Here is a 17,375-nt window from a genome sequence, read left to right on the forward strand (position 1 = left end):
GTGTTGTAGGGCTAGAGGGCTTTGCTGAGCTCGAACGGGTCATCCCACGCCGCGGGTTGGGCCTCCATCTCCGCCTCGGTCAGCTGGCAGCCATCCAACAGCTGCCTGATTTCTTGGGCGTTCATGTCTTCCGACCGTCCGGTGAGGGCCAGCACGGTTCCGCGGTCGCCATGGAGGGGGCGCCCGTTAAGGACTATGTCGACGCCGGTGTCCGGCTTTGCCTGTGCGGCCGCGTCGACTGTCCAGGGCCCTGTGCTTTCGAGCCAAACGCGAGGGCCTATCCCCTGAACTGCGATCCGGATGTTGGCGGCCGAGGCAATCCAAAGGCGGCCCCGCATCCAGTGGGTGCCGGCGGCCAGCTGTGGCAGGACTTCACGAAAACGGCCGGGATGGAGTGGCTTGGACAGAGCGTGGAGGACGGTGCTGAACGTCCCCGTGGCGTCGTCCTGTGGACGGCGAACCTCACCGGGCCTGGTCCGGGCGACTGCCTCGGCGTGGTCGTAGCATCCAGGCGTGAACTTATCAGCGGATCCGATAACGGCAGCATGCGGCGCCAACTGCCCAAGGAGTTCTACGCCGGCCCGCCAGTGCGCGCTGTCAATCCGCGTTTCACCGCTCAGCCCGGCACTGAGGCCCGGAAACAGCATGACGGAGTCCACGTGGCCCAATTCTCCGATGAGGAACTCACCGCTGGTCCGGTCGTCTTCGGGCATTGCGGTGAAGCCGGACTCATACAGGGTGTGCCGGTCCCACATGTGGTCCTCGAGCTCCGCGGGGTCGACTGCCAGCACCGCGTTGTCGATGACCATGGGGCCATCCAGGGCCTGTTTCAGTTCGGCTGCCGCCATGGCTGCTGCCACTCCCGGCGGGAGTCCCAGGACTACTTGGTCGAAGCCGCCGGAAGCGAGCCGCTCCGCGGTAGGGACCACATCCAGGCGGACGGTGCAGCTGAGGCAGCCGTGCTCCAGAACCGTGGTTTCACGCTCAAAGAGTTGGCCGTCCCGGTAAACCCTCCGCAGGACGAGCGACCCGTCCAGGAGGTCGTGGAGGACTACCGCCGAGTTGCCGTGGGTACGGCCAAGCCGGGCAGCAGCAGAATCCCGGCAATGGGTGTCCAGTGAGCTAACGACGGTGATGTGCATGAAAACCATCATAATTGAGAATTGTTCTCAATAGCAAGAAAGGGGGAAGAGGTTAACCTTCGCCCGTCCGGTGCCCTGGGCTGCACTAGACTTGATCCGACCGCTGGCGGCCCCGCAGCGGGGCGGCGTCCGGCCGAATGACAAAACAACGAGGGGACTACGTGCACATAGAGTTTGCGCCATCCAGGCAATCGACGCTGGGTGTGGAATGGGAGCTGGGGCTCGTCAGCGCACGCACAGGAGAACTCGTTTCGGTCGCGAACGACGTCCTCAGGGGCGTCGCCGCCAATCATCCGGACCTCAACGAGGACGACGAGCACCCCCATATCAAGCGGGAGCTGCTCCTCAATACAGTCGAACTGGTCACAGGCGTATGCAACACGGTCAAAGAAGCCAAAGAAGACCTCAGCCGTTCGCTGGCAGCGGTCCGCGAGGTCACGGATTCCATGGGCGTTGAGGTTTTCTGCGCCGGAAGCCACCCCTTCAGCCCTCCCCTCCTCCAACCGGTGACGGACAAGGAGCGCTACGCCAAGTTGATCGAGCGTACCCAGTGGTGGGGACGCCAGATGGTGATCTACGGCGTCCACGTCCACGTCGGCATCGACCGCCGGGACAAGGTCCTTCCGATCCTTGATGGACTGGTCAACTACTTCCCGCACTTCCAGGCCCTCTCGGCCTCCAGCCCCTACTGGTCCGGCGAAGAAACAGGGTACGCGTCCCAGCGGGCCCTGATGTTCCAGCAGTTGCCTACCGCAGGGCTGCCCTTCCAGTTCCAATCCTGGGAGGCCTACGAGTCCTATGTGCAGGACATGTTTACCACTGGTGTCATCGATGCCATTTCGGAAATCCGCTGGGACATCAGGCCTGTGGCGGCGCTCGGAACTATCGAGATGCGCATTTGCGATGGCCTGGCAACGCTGGAGGAAGTCGGCGCCATCGCCGCCCTGACGCAGTGCCTGGTCCACGAATTTTCCGGAATCCTGGACGCAGGGGGCACTATTCCCACCATGCCGCCGTGGCACGTGCAGGAGAACAAGTGGCGTGCAGCCCGGTATGGCATGGAAGCCATCATCATCCTGGACGCCGAAGGCAACGAGAAACTCGTCACCGAGCACCTCACCGAAACCCTGGCACGGCTTGAGCCCATTGCCGCCGAGCTGGGCTGCTCGGAGGAACTCGCCGACGTCGCCAAAATCATCGAGCGGGGTGCCAGCTACCAGCGCCAGCGCCGTGTGGCCGCCGAACACAATGGCGATCTGCAGGCCGTGGTGATGGACCTCGTCCAGCAGATGCGCAAAGGCCCCGACGCCTGATCCCGCACCGGCTAGGTCGGGGCCGCACCGGTTAGGTCGGGGTCAGGCCGGGACCGACACCGTGGTGACGGGCATGGAGGAATCCGGCGCAAACGCCACCCCGCTGGGGGCTATCCCTCCCATGATGAGCTGAGCTCCGAGGGCAGCAACCATGGCACCGTTGTCCGTGCACAGGTTCAGCGGCGGGACGTGCAGCTTGATCCCGGCCGAAGCACACCGCTGTCCGGTCAGTTCGCGGAGCCGGGAGTTGGCGGCGACGCCGCCTCCCAGCAAGAGGTCGGTGATGCCATGCTCCTTGCAGGCCAGAACGGCTTTGGACGTAATAACGTCCACAACAGCCTCTTGGAAAGCCGCCGCGATGTCCGCCACGGGAACCTCTTCACCGCGGGCTTCGAATTGCTCCACGCAGCGCGCCACAGCCGTTTTGAGGCCGCTGAAGGACCAGTCATAGCGGTGCGGACCTTTTTCCTCGGCGGTGCCCATGTACTTGGGCTGGGTCAGGCCGCGCGGGAAGCGGATGGCTTTCGGGTTCCCCTGGCGTGCCAGCTTGTCGATGGCCGGACCACCCGGATAGCCCAGGCCCAGAATGCGGGCAACCTTGTCGTAAGCCTCCCCTGCGGCGTCATCGATCGTGGAACCCAGGAGTTCAACGTCATCGGTGATGCTCCGGATCCGGAGGATCTCCGTGTGTCCTCCGGAGACCAGGAGGGCACCCAGGTTCTCCGGCAGTTGCCCGGCGGCACCCAGGCCGGCGGCAGCACCGGCGTCGTGCTGTGCATCCAGAAGGCCGACGCCCACATGCGCCACCAAGTGGTTGATCGCGTAAAGCGGCTTGCCGGTGGCTACTGCGAGCGCCTTGGCCGCGCAGACGCCCACCATGAGGGCTCCGGCCAGGCCGGGCCCGGACGTGACGGCAATCGCGTCGATGTCCTCCAGTGTCACTCCCGCTTCCTGCAGCGATTCCTGCAGCGTCGGGACGAAGGCGTCCAGGTGCGCCCGTGAGGCGATTTCCGGAATGACTCCGCCGAAGCGGACATGTTCGTCCATGGACGAGGAGACCGTATTGGTCAGCAGCGTCGTCCCCCGCACAATGCCGACGCCGGTCTCGTCGCAGGAGGACTCGATGCCCAGGACCAGTGGTTCCTTGGGGAATGCGGCGTTGGGAAGTACGGCGCTCACGCCTCTGCTCCTTCTGTGGACCCGGCAACATTCAGTGGCAGCCGCATGATCAAGGCATCGGTGCCATCCCGGTAGTAGCGCGGGCGGATATGGATCTGTTCGAAGCCGAAGCGGCGGTACAGCTGTTGCGCCCGCGGGTTGTCTGCACGGACCTCCAGCAAGACATCAGCGGCCTTGCGGCGCCGCGCTTCGTCGATGAGTTCGGTGAGGATCGCTGAGCCGATGCCCTTGCCTTCGCATTCAGGCACGACGGCGATCGTCTGGATGTCCGCGATGGGCTCAATGCACATCAAACCCGCGTAGGCGATAATTTCACCCGCGGACTCTGCCACCACATAACGGCGTGTTTCGGGCTGGGACAGCTCATCGAAGAACATCTGCAGCGGCCAGGCGTCGATTGGAAACAGCCTGCGTTCCAAGGCCTCCACTGCGGGCACGTCTGCGTCTGTCATGTCCCGGAGGGAGATGCCGGCACGTTCGAGGTTGGGAGACAGCTTCATCACAAGGCCCGCTTCCGGGGTCCAGGCACCTGGGCATCGGACTCGCGCAGGTAAAGGGGTGTCGAATCCAGCAGGGTCTCCCCCGCGGCGAGCTTCGCCAAGGCGAACTGTCCCAAGGAAGCGGCGTCCGGCTGCGTCGCAGCGAAGTCTTCATTGGCGTCCAGGACCTCAGAGTACAAGCCGGCTCCGGCGCCGAACACGGGAAGATCCGGCAGTTGGGCCGCGAAGCCCACATGGGGACCATCCACCAGGTGGGGAAGTTGGCCATCAGCCAAGGTGTAGCGCGCCCAATAAACCTCTTTGCGCCGGGCATCCGTGGCCACCAGGAATTCCGGAACGGCGGACGTGGATCCGGCCACCTCCAAGGCGATGGCGTCCAGGCTCATCTGCCCGTACAGCGGCTTGTTCCAGACGAAAGACAGTGTCCGGGCCGTGGCGATGCCGGAGCGCAAGCCCGTGAAGGGACCGGGGCCGACGCCGGTGACGATGGCATCGATGTCCGCACCCGTGATGCCGGCGCGTGCCAGGAGCTGCCCGATCCTGGGCGCCAGGACTTCCGCATGGCTACGGGTGTCCTCGGTGACGAAGGAATCCACCACGGTTTCCAAGGCTTCATCGGAAATGAGCGCGGCACTGGCAACGGCGGAAGTGTCTATGGCCAGGATCAGCATCAGTTGTTTTCCCCTGTCAGCGCGGTTACCAGGACGTCCGGTGCTTCCGCCCAGCGGGGACCGTAGCCGCGGAAAACGATCGTCCGTGGCTCGTCGTCCTCCTCGGTATCGAAGTCAAGGACGTCGTCCTGCCGGGGAGTGTCACTTTCCGGCGTGGATTCGCCGCCGACGGCCCGGTGCAGTTCCACGTCCAGACGGCTTTCGGCAAGATGCTCCACCCGGTCGCGGCCCCATTCCACCACCGTCACGGACGTATCCATGGTGTTTTCGAGGTCAATGTCATCGATTTCGGCCGCCGACTCAAGGCGGTAGGCATCCACGTGCACCAGGTCCGGACCGCCGGGCCGGGGTCCGTCCGGAAGATTGGGATGGATGCGTACCAGGACGAAAGTGGGCGAGATGATGCCCGCCCGGACACCCAGGCCCTGGCCGAGGCCCTGGGTGAACGTTGTCTTGCCCGCACCCAGTTCACCGGTGAGGACCAGGAGATCTCCTGCTTCCAGTACCCCGCCCAGAGCTGCGGCGAGCGCGTGTGTCTGCTCCGCCGTCGTGACGTTGAAGCGGCGTTCCCATTGCGGTTGGTTCACAGCGAGGCTGCCTTCGCGGCCGCCTCGCTGGGCCGGACCGAGCCGGCAGCTGATTCAGCCCCGACCGCTGGCCCGGCAGCGGACTCATTGACGTAGGTGCGCGGAACACGGGGGCTGATGCGGGTGACGATCTCGTAGTTGATGGTGCCTGCGGCGCGGCCCCAATCGTCCGCGGTGGGACCGTCGTCGGTGCCTTCACCGAACATGACCGCCTCAGCGCCCTTGAGGTCGACTGCTTCCTCAGGCGTCAGCGGCCCGAAGTCGATCACCATCTGGTCCATGGCGATCCTGCCCACCACCGGGTACGTGACGCCGTTGACGCGGATCGGCCCGCCGGTGGCCACCCGCGGAACACCGTCCGCGTACCCCAGGGGGATCAGGCCCAGCGTGGTCTGGCCGGCGGTGTGATAGTTCAGTCCATAGGACACGCCTTGGCCCTCAGGGACCGTCTTGCAGTTGGAAACAAGGGTGCGGACCGTCATGGCCGGGCGGAGGCCCAGTTCGGCGGAAGTGGCACCTTGGAACGGTGAGAGTCCGTAAATACCCAGCCCGACGCGGACCAGGTCGAAGTGTGAATCGGGACGTGACAGGGTGGCCGGAGTATTGGCGATGTGGCGGACTTCCGTATCCACGCCGGCGTCCTCCGCAATGGCGATTGCTTCCCGGAAGACAGCCAGTTGCTGGTCCGTCTCCGGCCGCTGCGGTTCATCGGCTACGGCCAGATGCGAGAAGATGCCCACGACGCGCAGGAGCCCTTCGTCCTGGTACTCCATGGCCTGGCCCACCAACTGGTCCCAGTCGGCTATGGGGCAGCCGTTGCGGCCAAGGCCGGTATCGATCTTCAGGTGGACCCTGGCGGGACGTTCCTGCTCACGGGCCGCCGCGACCACCGCGTCCAGCTCCCAACCGGAGACCCCGACGTCGACGCCGGCGGCCACTGCCGCTTGGAAGTTGCTTTCCCGCGTGTGCAGCCAAGCCAGCATGGGGGCATCGAGGCCGGCTGCCCGCAGGGCCAACGCCTCGGAAATATGGGCAACCCCAAGCCAGCTGGCTCCTGCTTCCAGTGCTGCGCGGGCAACCTGCACCGCGCCGTGCCCGTAAGCATCGGCCTTCACGACGGCCATGACGTTGGCCGGGGAAGCGATTCCGGCGAACTGACGAACGTTGTGCCGCACGGCTTCGAGGTCGATCACGGCGGAGCGCTCAAGCACCGCTGTTTTGGCGATTGATGGTTTCGACCCGATTCCGATGTCTGCAGCTGCTTCGTAAGTCACCCTAGAGATTCTAGTGGCGCCAGTGAACTGCCGTTAACTGCGGGAAGGTTGGCGGCCCGCCGCTACTGCGCGTCGGACAGGTGCGCAATGGTCGCCCTGGCCCGGCGCTGCGCTTCGGCGGGGATGTCCTTGACGATCGGTTCCAGGAAGGCGAACCGCCTGAGCCATTGGCTCGTTTGGCGTTCCTTCCGTGCGTTGGCGCGCTGCCACCAGTCGGCGATGTCACCCCATCCGGGCGCCGCGAGCGAGCCGCCCACCTGCTGCACTGCCAGCGAGGCGCACAGGTTGGCGAACCGCAAGCGGTCCCCGAGCTTCCACCCGGCAAGGCTTCCTACGATGAAGGCCGCATCGAAGCAATCTCCTGCTCCGGTGGGGTCCGACGCCGGCACCGGCAGGGAAGGCACCCATTCTTCCTCGCCCGTTTCGGAGTCCACCGCCATGGCCCCTTGCGCCCCGAGCGTCACCACGGCCACGGGAACACGGTCGGCCAGGGAATACAGGGCAGCCCAGGGATCGGCTTTGCCGGTGAAGGCCATGGCCTCGGGCGCGTTGGGGAGGAACGCGTGGAAGTGTTCCAGTTGCTCCAGCCTGCGGTGGGACCATTCACCGCTGGGGTCCCAGCCGGCGACCCCGAAAAGTTTGGTGCCGCTTTCCTTCGCTGTGAGCATCCACGGCTCCAGCTCCTCGCCGAGATCCGCGACGGCGGCGAGCGCCTTGGGCGGTTTGCCGATCATCTCCGAGGCATTGACGGGGGCGGGATGGCCGTGGGTGACCATGGACCGGTCCTGGTTGACACACATGGACACCGTCACCGGAGAGTGCCAGCCCGGGATCCTGCGTGAGAGCGAAAGGTCCACGTGTTCCTGGGATTCGAGGATCTGCCAGTTGTAATCCCCGTAGCCGTCATCACCGAAAGTGGCCGCGAGGCTGGTCCGCAAACCCAGCCTGGCAGCGGCAATCGCCTGGTTGGCCACTCCCCCGGGACAACTGCCCATCCCTTCGCTCCACACTTCAGTGCCCGGTTCCGGGGAATGCGGAAGGCCGGTGAAAATGATGTCCTGGAAAACAGTCCCGGTAAGAAGTAGATCGCACTGGTGGTCGCCGTCGGGCCTTACAGCGGCAAGGGGATCGAAGCGACGCTGTGGCATTGCATCCATGCACGGCACACTACGCTGCACCCTCCGGGCTGCATAGACTCGAATCATGCGGCTCATGATCGCCGGCGGCGGCGGATTCCGGGTTCCCCTCATCTACCGCGCCTTGTGCTCCGGTCCTTTCGCGGATGTGGTGGACGAGTTGGTGCTCTACGACGTCGATCCGTCCCGCCTGGCGGCTGTTGAAGCCGTCCTCCGGGACATGCCGGTTGCGGACGGCGCGCCGCCCGCCGTCGTGACTTCCACAGACCTTGGCGCTGCATTGACGGGCACCGACGTGGTTTTCGCGGCCATCCGCCCAGGCGGTACGGCCGGCCGGATCATCGATGAACGCGTCCCGCTGGACCTCGGCCTCCTGGGGCAGGAGACCACGGGCGCAGGCGGGATTTCCTACGCCCTCCGGACCATTCCGCGGATGATCGAACTTGCCCGCGCCATGCGCCTGAACAGCCCGGACGCGTGGTTGATCAACTTCACCAATCCTGCCGGGATGGTGACCGAGGCGTTGGTGCCGGTGCTCGGACGGAAAGTGATCGGAATCTGCGATTCCGCCGGTGGCTTGGTCAAGCGCGCGGCGGCGGCCGCGGGCCATGCGTTGCCGGACGGAAGGCTCGACGGCGTGGGCTACTACGGGCTCAACCACCTGGGTTGGCTTTACCGCCTGGCACCGGAAGGACGGGACCTGCTCCCCGGCCTCCTTGCCGACCCCGCAGCGTTGGCGTCAATTGAGGAAGGCCGGCTCTTCGGGCAGCACACCCTGGAACTGCTCGGCTGCCTTCCGAACGAATATCTCTATTACTATTACGACACCCAGCAGGCCATCGACGGGATCCGCCGCCAAACGAGCACCCGCGGAGCATCGATCCATGACCAGCAGAAGGCCCTCTACACCGCGCTGGCAGGCCCTGCCAACGCCTACGCGTTATGGGAAGAAGCCCGCCGTTCCCGTGAGGAAGGCTATCTTGCGGAGTCGCGGTCCAAGGGCGAGCAAAGGGACGAGCAGGATCTGGCGGGGGGCGGCTACGAACGCGTTGCGCTGTCCGTCATGCGGGCGCTCTTCTCCGATTCTGCAGCTTCCGTGACGACGCAGTTGATCCTCAACGTTCCCAACTCGCCCGTGGCAGCCGTCCCGGGGGCTTCCCCGGTCGAGGTGGCGGTGCCCGGTTTGCCGGCGGACGCCGTCGTCGAGGTTCCCTGCGAGGTGACCTCCGACGGCGCCCTGCCGCTTCCGCAGGACCGCCCCGGCGGCCCGTTCCTCACCTTAATGCGCCACATCAAGGAAGTGGAAAGGCTCACGATCACCGCCGTGGTGGAGGGTGACCGGGAAGCCGCGGTGCAGGCGTTCGCCGCGCACCCTTTGGTGGGTTCCACTGAGCTGGGCCGCCGCCTCCTTGACGGGTATGAGGAGGGCTTCCCTGAACTCGCAGGGCTCTGGCGGGGACGCTAAAGCTCCTGGTACATCACGTGCAGGCCGACGTAGCCGATCTCCGGGTGCTCGAAGGCATCGGGGACGGTGGCCAGGATGCGGAAACCCATGGACTGCCAGAGCCACACAGCCCTGACGTTGCTTTCCACCACCGCGTTGAATTGCATGGAGCGGAAACCGGCGGCCTTCGCTTCCTTAAGGGAGTACGAGCACAGGGCGCGTGCCACCCCTTGGCCGGAATGCTTGGCGCCCACCATGTACCCCGCGTTAGCCACATGGCTGCCGCCGCCGGCCTGGTTGGGATGGAATTCACCGGTCCCCAGGACCGTGCCGTCTTCCCGGACCGCCACGAACGTCTGGCCCGGGGCGGCCTTCATCCACTTGGATTTGGCTGCTTCTTCATCGGTGTCCCGGTCCCACGTGAACGTTTCGCCCTCACGGATGACCGGTTCCATGACCGACCAAATGCCGGGCCAGTCATCAGGGGTTGCGGGGCGGATTTCAAAAGAATCGTCGTGGCTCACAGCGGACAGGCTAGCAGTTTGGCGTGCCTCCGGCAGGACCGCCGCAGGAGTAGTGTTTTCTGCAGGGAATTCCCTCGATACATCAGGGCAGGAGGTGAGCGGTGCCAATGATCCGCCGCGTCGCATTCCTGTCGCTGCACACCTCCCCCATGGAACAGCCGGGCGCAGGTGATGCCGGCGGCATGAACGTCTATGTGCGGGCGCTGGCCATGGCGCTGGCCGAGGTGGGCGTTGAGGTGGAGATCTTCACCCGTGCCACCACTGCCGGGCAGCCCGCCGTCGAACATCCCGGGCCGGGAGTCTGCGTCCACAACGTGATGGCCGGTCCGCGCCGCAAACTGCCCAAGGAAGAGCTTCCCGCCCTGTTGCACCAGATGGTGGATGAGATCGACCGCATCCGTAACCAGCAACCCCACGGCCGTTACGACGTCATCCATTCGCACTATTGGGTTTCCGGGGTTGCGGGCCTTGAGTTGTCCGAACGCTGGCGGCTGCCCCTGGTCCACACCATGCACACCATGGCCAAAGTCAAAAACCTCGTCCTTGAGTCCGGCGAGCGCCGCGAACCCCGCCGCCGGGAGGAGGGCGAGCAGAGGATCGTCGACGGCGCCACCCGGCTGATTGCCAACACCCCGGCTGAGGCGCAGGAGCTGGTGGCACACTACGGCGCTGACATCGACCGCATCGACGTGGCACCACCCGGAGTGGATCTGCGGGTTTTCACGCCCTCCTTCCGGCGCAAGGCCCGCAGGGAACACGACGTCGGCCCGGACACCTTCCACCTTGTCTTCGCCGGGCGGATCCAGCGGCTGAAGGGACCCCAGGTGTTCGTGAAGGCCGCCGGCCTCCTTCGCCAGCGCCGCCCGGACATCAACCTTGAACTGACCATCCTCGGATCGTTGAGCGGGGCCAAGGACTTCGACCTGACCAAGATCATCGAAGAAGCCGGGCTCAGCGATGTGGTCACCCACAGGCCGCCCGTAGTGGCGCCCGAGCTCGCAGGCTGGTTCCGGTCCGCTGACGTCGTGGTGATGCCTTCCTTCAGCGAGTCCTTCGGCCTGGTGGCCTTGGAAGCACAGGCGTGCGGCACTCCGGTCATTGCCACCAACGTCGGCGGGCTGACCCGGGCTGTGTCGGATGGCCGCACGGGGATCCTGGTGGACGGCCATGACCCTTCCGACTGGGCAGATGCCTTGGAGGACCTCTACGACGACGTCCGGACCCGTGAAGACATGGGCCGGGCCGCGGCGACATATGCCGAGTCCTTTGGCTGGCAGCGGACGGCGGCGATCACATTGGAAAGCTACCGGGAGTCAGTGGCCGGGCTGCTGGTTCCGGCTACCGGGAGCCTGGCCTGAGTGGCTGCTTCCGAGGGTCCGCGTGGGTGTGCTGATAGATTGTCGGGCACAGCGTAAGCACCCAGTCGAAGGACAACGATGTCTGAAAACAAAGTCTTGTCGGATCTTGAGATTGCCCGCCGTGCCGGCATCAGGCCCATTACGGAAATTGCCGAACGTGCCGGGATCAACGCTGACGCCCTGGAGCTTTACGGCCCGTACAAAGCCAAAATAAATCCGGCCCACCTGCGCCTGCCGGGCGGCAAGCCCGCGGGCAAAGTCGTCCTGGTTTCCGCCATGTCCCCCACGCCGGCCGGGGAGGGGAAATCCACCACCACCGTGGGACTGGCCGATTCCCTGGCACGTGCCGGGCACAAGGTGATGATTGCGCTCCGGGAACCGTCCCTTGGACCCATCCTGGGGATGAAGGGCGGCGCCACCGGCGGTGGCTACTCCCAGGTCCTCCCCATGGACGACATCAACCTCCATTTCACCGGAGACTTCCATGCCATCACCTCGGCCAACAACGCCCTCATGGCGCTCGTGGACAACCACATCTACCAGGGCAACCAACTGGGCATCGACCCCCGGCGGATGACGTTCAAGCGCGTCCTGGACATGAACGACCGCTCACTGCGGGAAATCGTCATCGGCCTCGGCGGCCCCGCCCAAGGCGTACCCCGGCAGGATGGTTTCGACATCACCGTCGCGTCCGAGATCATGGCCGTCTTCTGCCTCTCCTCGGACCTCGACGACCTCCGTACCCGGCTGGGCAGGATCACGTTCGGCTACACCTATGAGCGCAAGCCCGTCACCGTGGCCGACCTCGGCGTTGAAGGTGCCCTGACCCTGCTCCTCAAGGACGCCATCAAGCCGAACCTCGTCCAAACAATCGCGGGCACGCCGGCCCTGGTCCACGGCGGTCCCTTCGCCAATATCGCGCACGGCTGTAACTCACTCATTGCCACCCGTACCGCCCAGCAACTGGCCGACGTCGTGGTGACGGAAGCTGGATTCGGTGCGGACCTTGGTGCGGAGAAGTACATGGATATCAAGTCCCGAATCGCGGACGTGGCCCCGTCCGCCGTCGTGATTGTGGCCACCATCCGCGCCCTGAAGATGCAGGGCGGTGTCCCCAAGGACGAGTTGGGCGTGCCGAACGTGGAGGCGGTGGCCGCCGGCGTCGGCAACCTGAAACGGCACGTCGGAAACGTGGCCAAGTTTGGGATTTCGCCCGTGGTAGCCATCAATAAGTTCGGTACCGATACTCCCGAGGAACTTGACTGGCTCCTGGCCTGGTGCGCCGCGGAAGGTGTGCAGGCCGCCGCCGCCGATGTGTGGGGCCGGGGCGGCGGAGGCGACGGCGGGGACGAACTGGCGGCGAAGGTGGCAGCCGCGGTGGACGCGCCGTCGAACTTTCACCACCTGTACCCGCTCGAAATGCCGGTCGAGGACAAGATCCGGACCATTGTGCAGGAAATTTACGGTGCGGACGGCGTCGAATTCTCGGTCCCGGCGCTGCGGCGGCTGGCGGAGATCGAGAAGAACGGCTGGGGCGGCCTGCCCGTCTGCATGGCCAAGACCCAGTACTCGTTTACGGACGACGCGTCCCAGCTCGGAGCGCCGAAGGGATTCCGGGTGCATGTGCGGGAGCTCATTCCCAAGACCGGAGCGGGCTTCATCGTGGCGCTGACAGGCGCCGTCATGACCATGCCCGGCCTGCCCAAGGAACCGGCGGCGATGCGGATGAACGTGGACGAGGACGGCAACCCCACAGGCCTTTTCTGATCCTTTTCCACATCCCACCCCGTTCCGCGCGTTCCTCTTCCACATCCCGGGCCCTTTCCCACGTTCCTCTTCCACATCCCGGGCCCTTTCCCGCGTTCCTCTTCCACATCCCACGCGAACACGCGGAAACAAATGACGCCCCCGCACACAGTGCGGGGGCGTCAGAAGAACCGGGGTTTTGCTGTTTAGCGTTCGATGTCGCCGCGGATGAAGGCTTCGACCTTCTCGCGTGCGACGTCGTCGTTGAACTGCTCCGGCGGGGACTTCATGAAGTAGCTCGACGCGGAGAGCAGCGGGCCGCCGATGCCGCGGTCCAAACCGATCTTGGCGGCACGAATGGCGTCGATGATGACGCCTGCGGAGTTCGGGGAATCCCACACCTCGAGCTTGTATTCAAGGGAAACGGGCGCGTCACCGAAGTTGCGGCCCTCAAGGCGGACAAAAGCCCATTTGCGGTCATCAAGCCACGCGACGTAGTCCGACGGGCCGATGTGGACGTCGTCCGCATGCAGCTCAGCTTCAACGTTCGAGGTGACGGCCTGCGTCTTGGAGATCTTCTTGGATTCAAGGCGGTCACGCTCGAGCATGTTCTTGAAGTCCATGTTGCCGCCGACGTTCAGCTGGTACGTGCGGTCCAGGGTAACGCCACGGTCTTCGAACAGCTTGGCCATGACGCGGTGCGTGATAGTGGCACCGATCTGGCTCTTGATGTCGTCGCCAACAATCGGAATACCGGCCTCGGTGAACTTGTCAGCCCACTCCTTGGTACCGGCAATGAAGACGGGCAGGGCGTTCACGAAGGCAACACCGGCGTCGATGGCGCACTGGGCGTAGAACTTGGCAGCCTGGTCCGAACCGACGGGCAGGTAGCAGACCATGACATCCGCTTTGGCTTCGCGAAGGGCAGCGACGACGTCGACAGCTTCTTCGGGTGCCTCCACGATGGTTTCGCGGTAGTAGCGGCCAAGGCCGTCGAGCGTGTGGCCGCGCTGGACCTTGACGCCCGTAGCCGGGACATCGGCGATCTTGATGGTGTTGTTTTCGCTCGCACCGATGGCATCGGCGAGGTCCAGCCCGACCTTCTTGCTGTCGACGTCGAAAGCGGCGACGAACTGGACATCGTTGACGTGGTACGGACCGAACTCAACGTGCATCAGACCCGGAATCGTTGCTTTGGGGTCGGCGTCGCGGTAGTACTGGACACCCTGGACCAGCGATGCGGCGCAGTTACCTACGCCGACAATGGCAACACGAATCGGATGTGAAGACACGGAACTCCTTTGGGGAAACCTCAGGTGCCAAGCACCATCCGACTGAGCCCGGAGGGCGGCTTACAGGCACGGCGCCGCTCGGCGCCCACTTTGCATTGTAACCAACACCCGAGGAGCCCTTTTTGTTCCCGGCAGCCCCCCTCGCAATATGTCAGCGACGAACGTCGTCCGCCAAACACGACGGGATCTGGCAGAGCAACACCCCAAACACGACGGGATCTGGCAGAGCAACACCCCAAACACGACGGGATGTGAGAGAGCAACGACCCAAACACGACGGGATGTGAGAGAGCAAAGCGGGCGGCAGGTTACTTTTGGGCCCAGCGGTTGATGTCCGATTCGACGGCGAACTCATCGATTGCGGTGAGTTCGTCGTCGCTGAACCCCAGGTTGTTGATGGCGCTCAGGGTGTCCTCGAGTTGCGCAACGCTGGATGCACCGACGAGTGCGGAGGTCACGGGTGAACCCTTCGGCTGGTCGCGGAGGATCCAGGCGATCGCCATCTGGGCAAGCGTCTGACCGCGGCCTTCGGCGATGGCGTTCAGGCCCCGCACCCTGTCCAGCCGTTCCTCGGTCAGCGACGACTCGGAAAGGAAGCGTTCCTTCGCCGCGCGGGAGTCTGCAGGCACTCCGTTGAGGTAGCGGTTGGTCAGCATTCCTTGCGCCAAGGGCGAGAAGGCGATGGACCCCGCGCCCACTTGATCCAGTGCTTCGTAGAGGTTGGGCGCGCCGTCTTCGGTCCAGCGGTTCAGCATGGAATAGCTGGGCTGGTGAATCAGCAGGGGTGTGCCAAGGTCCTTCAGGATGCGGGCCGCCTCAAGCGTCTGCTCCGGAGTGTAGGAGGAGATACCCGCGTACAGCGCCTTGCCGGAGCGGACCGCGTAATCCAAGGCGCCCATGGTTTCTTCGAGTGGTGTCTCCGGGTCCGGGCGGTGGCTGTAGAAAATGTCCACGTAGTCCAGCCCCATGCGCTGCAGGGACTGGTCGAGGCTTGAGATGAGGTACTTGCGGGAGCCCCATTCACCGTAGGGTCCGGGCCACATGTAGTAACCGGCCTTGGTGGAGATGACCAGTTCGTCCCGGTACGGTTTGAAGTCCTCTTTGAGGTGCCGGCCGAAGTTGGTCTCCGCGGAACCGTCGGGCGGTCCGTAGTTGTTGGCGAGGTCGAAGTGGTTAACGCCCAGATCGAAGGCGCGGCGCAGGATGGCGCGCTGCTCGTCAAAACGTTTGTCGTCACCGAAGTTGTGCCACAAGCCCAGCGAGATGGCCGGAAGCTTCAATCCGCTCCGTCCAACGCGGCGGTAGGGCATGGTTTCGTAACGGTTCTCCGCAGCCGAATAAGTCATACGTACCATCCTGCCACCGGAGGCCGGACAGTGACGGCGCCGTCCGGAATGTGGGCGCCGCCACCTGACTGGGCCATTCGGCTTAGTTGACGCGTACGACGGCGGCGCTCTCACCCGGCAGGGTCAGCGAACCGTCGGCGATGACCGCTTCGGGTTCGGTTGCCAGGAGCAGGGTACCTTCGAGCGCAGTCTCCAGAGCTTCGCTGCCGAAGTTGCAGACGACGCGTACCTTGCCGCGGGAGAACTGCAGCCAGTGCTCGTCATCGTCGTATTCCACGGTGGTCTCGGCGAAGCCTCCGTCCGTCAGCTCCGGAGTTTCATGGCGCAGCCGTGCCAAATCCCGGTAGAGCTGCAGGAGCCGCGCATGGTTGCCCTGGCCGGCTTCCTCCCATTTCAGCTTGGAACGCTGGAAGGTTTCCGGGTCCTGGGGATCGGGTACCACGTCCGGGTCCCAACCCATCCGTTCGAATTCCTTGATCCTTCCTTCGGCCGTCGCCTTGCCGAGATCCGGTTCGGGGTGGGATGTGAAGAACTGCCATGGCGTGGATGCGGCAAACTCTTCGCCCATGAAAAGCATTGGGGTGAAGGGCGAGGTCATGGTGACCACCGCCCCGATCGCCAGCTTCCCGTCGGAGAGGGACGATGTGAGCCGGTCCCCTGTGGCGCGGTTCCCGATTTGGTCGTGGTTCTGCAAGCAGACCACCAGGGCTGATGGGTGGGCCAGGTCCTGCCGGATGGGCCGCCCATGGTGGCGTTCCCGGAAGCTGGAGTAGCTGCCGTCGTGCAGGAATCCGTGTTCCAGTACCTTCGCTAGGACGGCGAGGGAATCGAAGTCCGAATAGTAGCCGGTGGTTTCCCCGCTGAGGTTGACGTGGAGGGCGTGGTGAAAGTCGTCGCTCCACTGGCCTTCCAAGCCGTACCCGTTGACGTTGCGCGCATAGATGAGGCGCGGGTTGTTGAGGTCCGATTCGGCGATCATGGTCCGGGGAACCCCTGTTTCGGATTCGACCTGGTCACCCAACGCCCCGAACTCTTCAAGGATGTGCACAGCCCGTTCATCCTTGAGGGCGTGAACGGCATCCAGCCTCAGTCCATCCACGTGGTAGTCACGCAGCCACATGGCGGCGTTCTCCAGGATGTACCGGCGGACGTCGTCCGAGCCGGGACCGTCGAGGTTGACTGAGTCACCCCAGGTGTTCCCCTCACCGGACTTCAGGTACGGCCCGAACTTGGGCAGGTAGTTGCCGCTGGGGCCGAGGTGGTTGTAGACCACGTCCTGGATGACTCCGAGCCCGGCCTGATGTGCTGCGTCTACGAACTGCTGGTAAGCGGCAGGTCCACCGTATGCCTCCTGGACGGCGTACCAGAGGACGCCGTCGTAGCCCCAGTTATGGACACCGTTGAACGCGTTGACGGGCAACAGCTCGATGAAGTCGACACCCAGGTCCACCAGGTAGTCCAACTTTCCGGCAGCAGCTTCCAGCGTCCCTTCGGGCGTGAATGTCCCAAGGTGCAGTTCGTAGATCACAGCCCCCTGGAGTTTCCGCCCTTTCCAGTCCTGGTCCTTCCACTGGTGGGCGGAGGCATCAAAGGTCGCCGACAGCCCATGGACGCCGTCCGGCTGCCTCCTGGAGCGCGGGTCCGGAAAAGGGCCCTCGCCGTCCACCAGGTAACCGTAGGCGGTGTTGTCAGGCGTGGGGACACCCTCGGGGGCACGCCACCAACCGCGCGCACCGCCGTCGTGGTTTTGCTCCATGGCGTACTCGCGGCCGTCCGCGAGCAGCTTCACCGAATCCGCGTTCGGCGCCCAAACATCAAAAAGGTCTTTCCCGGCTGCGTGTTCCAGCATCATGCCCCCTGTCA

At 64.6% G+C, this 17,375-nt stretch carries 15 protein-coding genes; 4 read left to right on the plus strand and 11 right to left on the minus strand.

Going from position 1 to position 17,375, the window contains the following annotated elements:
• Positions 1-11: 11 nt before the first annotated feature.
• Complete coding sequence (locus tag OCL88_RS05190) at positions 12-1,142, minus strand: GTP-binding protein (protein WP_264961833.1); 1,131 nt, start codon at positions 1,140-1,142, stop codon at positions 12-14.
• 161 nt (positions 1,143-1,303) lie between these two features.
• Here OCL88_RS05190 and OCL88_RS05195 point away from each other — a divergent pair, with 161 nt between their 5' ends.
• The gene (locus OCL88_RS05195; RefSeq protein WP_062097439.1) at positions 1,304-2,455 is read left to right on the plus strand and encodes a glutamate--cysteine ligase; all 1,152 of its coding nucleotides are present in this window, start codon (positions 1,304-1,306) and stop codon (positions 2,453-2,455) included.
• A gap of 42 nt (positions 2,456-2,497) precedes the next feature.
• Here OCL88_RS05195 and tsaD read toward each other — a convergent pair whose 3' ends face one another.
• The 6 genes from tsaD to OCL88_RS05225 form a co-directional block, all read right to left on the minus strand.
• A complete protein-coding gene (gene tsaD, locus OCL88_RS05200; protein ID WP_071416252.1) occupies positions 2,498-3,634 on the minus strand; it encodes a tRNA (adenosine(37)-N6)-threonylcarbamoyltransferase complex transferase subunit TsaD in 1,137 nt (378 codons plus the stop codon).
• Positions 3,631-4,134 (minus strand): ribosomal protein S18-alanine N-acetyltransferase, encoded by a 504-nt coding sequence (gene rimI / locus OCL88_RS05205; RefSeq protein WP_021472468.1) that lies wholly within the window; start codon positions 4,132-4,134, stop codon positions 3,631-3,633. Before rimI ends, tsaD begins: the two co-directional genes overlap by 4 nt.
• A complete protein-coding gene (gene tsaB, locus OCL88_RS05210) occupies positions 4,134-4,805 on the minus strand; it encodes a tRNA (adenosine(37)-N6)-threonylcarbamoyltransferase complex dimerization subunit type 1 TsaB (RefSeq protein WP_264961834.1) in 672 nt (223 codons plus the stop codon). Before tsaB ends, rimI begins: the two co-directional genes overlap by 1 nt.
• On the minus strand, positions 4,805-5,392 hold the full coding sequence (tsaE, locus tag OCL88_RS05215) for a tRNA (adenosine(37)-N6)-threonylcarbamoyltransferase complex ATPase subunit type 1 TsaE (RefSeq protein WP_264961835.1): 588 nt from the start codon (positions 5,390-5,392) through the stop codon (positions 4,805-4,807). The genes tsaB and tsaE overlap by 1 nt, the downstream gene beginning before the upstream one ends.
• Positions 5,389-6,666 carry an alanine racemase gene (gene alr, locus OCL88_RS05220; protein ID WP_264961836.1) on the minus strand — a complete coding sequence of 426 codons (1,278 nt, stop codon included), beginning with the start codon at positions 6,664-6,666 and terminating at the stop codon, positions 5,389-5,391. Before alr ends, tsaE begins: the two co-directional genes overlap by 4 nt.
• Positions 6,667-6,728: 62 nt before the next feature.
• Positions 6,729-7,823, minus strand: coding sequence for a carbohydrate kinase family protein (locus OCL88_RS05225; RefSeq protein WP_264961837.1), 1,095 nt, complete (start codon positions 7,821-7,823; stop codon positions 6,729-6,731).
• 46 nt (positions 7,824-7,869) lie between these two features.
• Here OCL88_RS05225 and OCL88_RS05230 point away from each other — a divergent pair, with 46 nt between their 5' ends.
• Positions 7,870-9,267: a 6-phospho-beta-glucosidase gene (locus OCL88_RS05230; protein ID WP_264961838.1), complete on the plus strand. Its 1,398-nt coding sequence runs from the start codon at positions 7,870-7,872 to the stop codon at positions 9,265-9,267.
• Here the strand turns inward: OCL88_RS05230 and OCL88_RS05235 are convergent.
• Positions 9,264-9,779, minus strand: coding sequence for a GNAT family N-acetyltransferase (locus OCL88_RS05235; RefSeq protein ID WP_264961886.1), 516 nt, complete (start codon positions 9,777-9,779; stop codon positions 9,264-9,266). The two genes, OCL88_RS05230 and OCL88_RS05235, sit on opposite strands and share 4 nt — an antisense overlap.
• Positions 9,780-9,871: 92 nt before the next feature.
• On the opposite strand from OCL88_RS05235, the gene mshA reads away from it, so the two are divergent.
• Together mshA and OCL88_RS05245 are read left to right on the plus strand one after the other, a co-directional pair.
• A complete protein-coding gene (gene mshA, locus OCL88_RS05240; protein WP_264961839.1) occupies positions 9,872-11,128 on the plus strand; it encodes a D-inositol-3-phosphate glycosyltransferase in 1,257 nt (418 codons plus the stop codon).
• 78 nt (positions 11,129-11,206) lie between these two features.
• Positions 11,207-12,895 carry a formate--tetrahydrofolate ligase gene (locus OCL88_RS05245; protein ID WP_264961840.1) on the plus strand — a complete coding sequence of 563 codons (1,689 nt, stop codon included), beginning with the start codon at positions 11,207-11,209 and terminating at the stop codon, positions 12,893-12,895.
• A gap of 185 nt (positions 12,896-13,080) precedes the next feature.
• Here the strand turns inward: OCL88_RS05245 and OCL88_RS05250 are convergent, their stop codons facing one another.
• The 3 genes from OCL88_RS05250 to treZ form a co-directional block, all read right to left on the minus strand.
• The gene (locus tag OCL88_RS05250) at positions 13,081-14,166 is read right to left on the minus strand and encodes an inositol-3-phosphate synthase (protein WP_021472459.1); all 1,086 of its coding nucleotides are present in this window, start codon (positions 14,164-14,166) and stop codon (positions 13,081-13,083) included.
• A gap of 308 nt (positions 14,167-14,474) precedes the next feature.
• Complete coding sequence (gene mgrA, locus OCL88_RS05255; RefSeq protein WP_264961841.1) at positions 14,475-15,512, minus strand: L-glyceraldehyde 3-phosphate reductase; 1,038 nt, start codon at positions 15,510-15,512, stop codon at positions 14,475-14,477.
• 82 nt (positions 15,513-15,594) lie between these two features.
• On the minus strand, positions 15,595-17,361 hold the full coding sequence (gene treZ, locus OCL88_RS05260) for a malto-oligosyltrehalose trehalohydrolase (RefSeq protein WP_264961887.1): 1,767 nt from the start codon (positions 17,359-17,361) through the stop codon (positions 15,595-15,597).
• Positions 17,362-17,375 lie beyond the last annotated feature (14 nt).

Origin of the sequence: Paenarthrobacter sp. PAE-2, assembly GCF_026013155.1 — a bacterium.
Taxonomy (GTDB): Bacteria; Actinomycetota; Actinomycetes; order Actinomycetales; family Micrococcaceae; genus Arthrobacter; species Arthrobacter ureafaciens.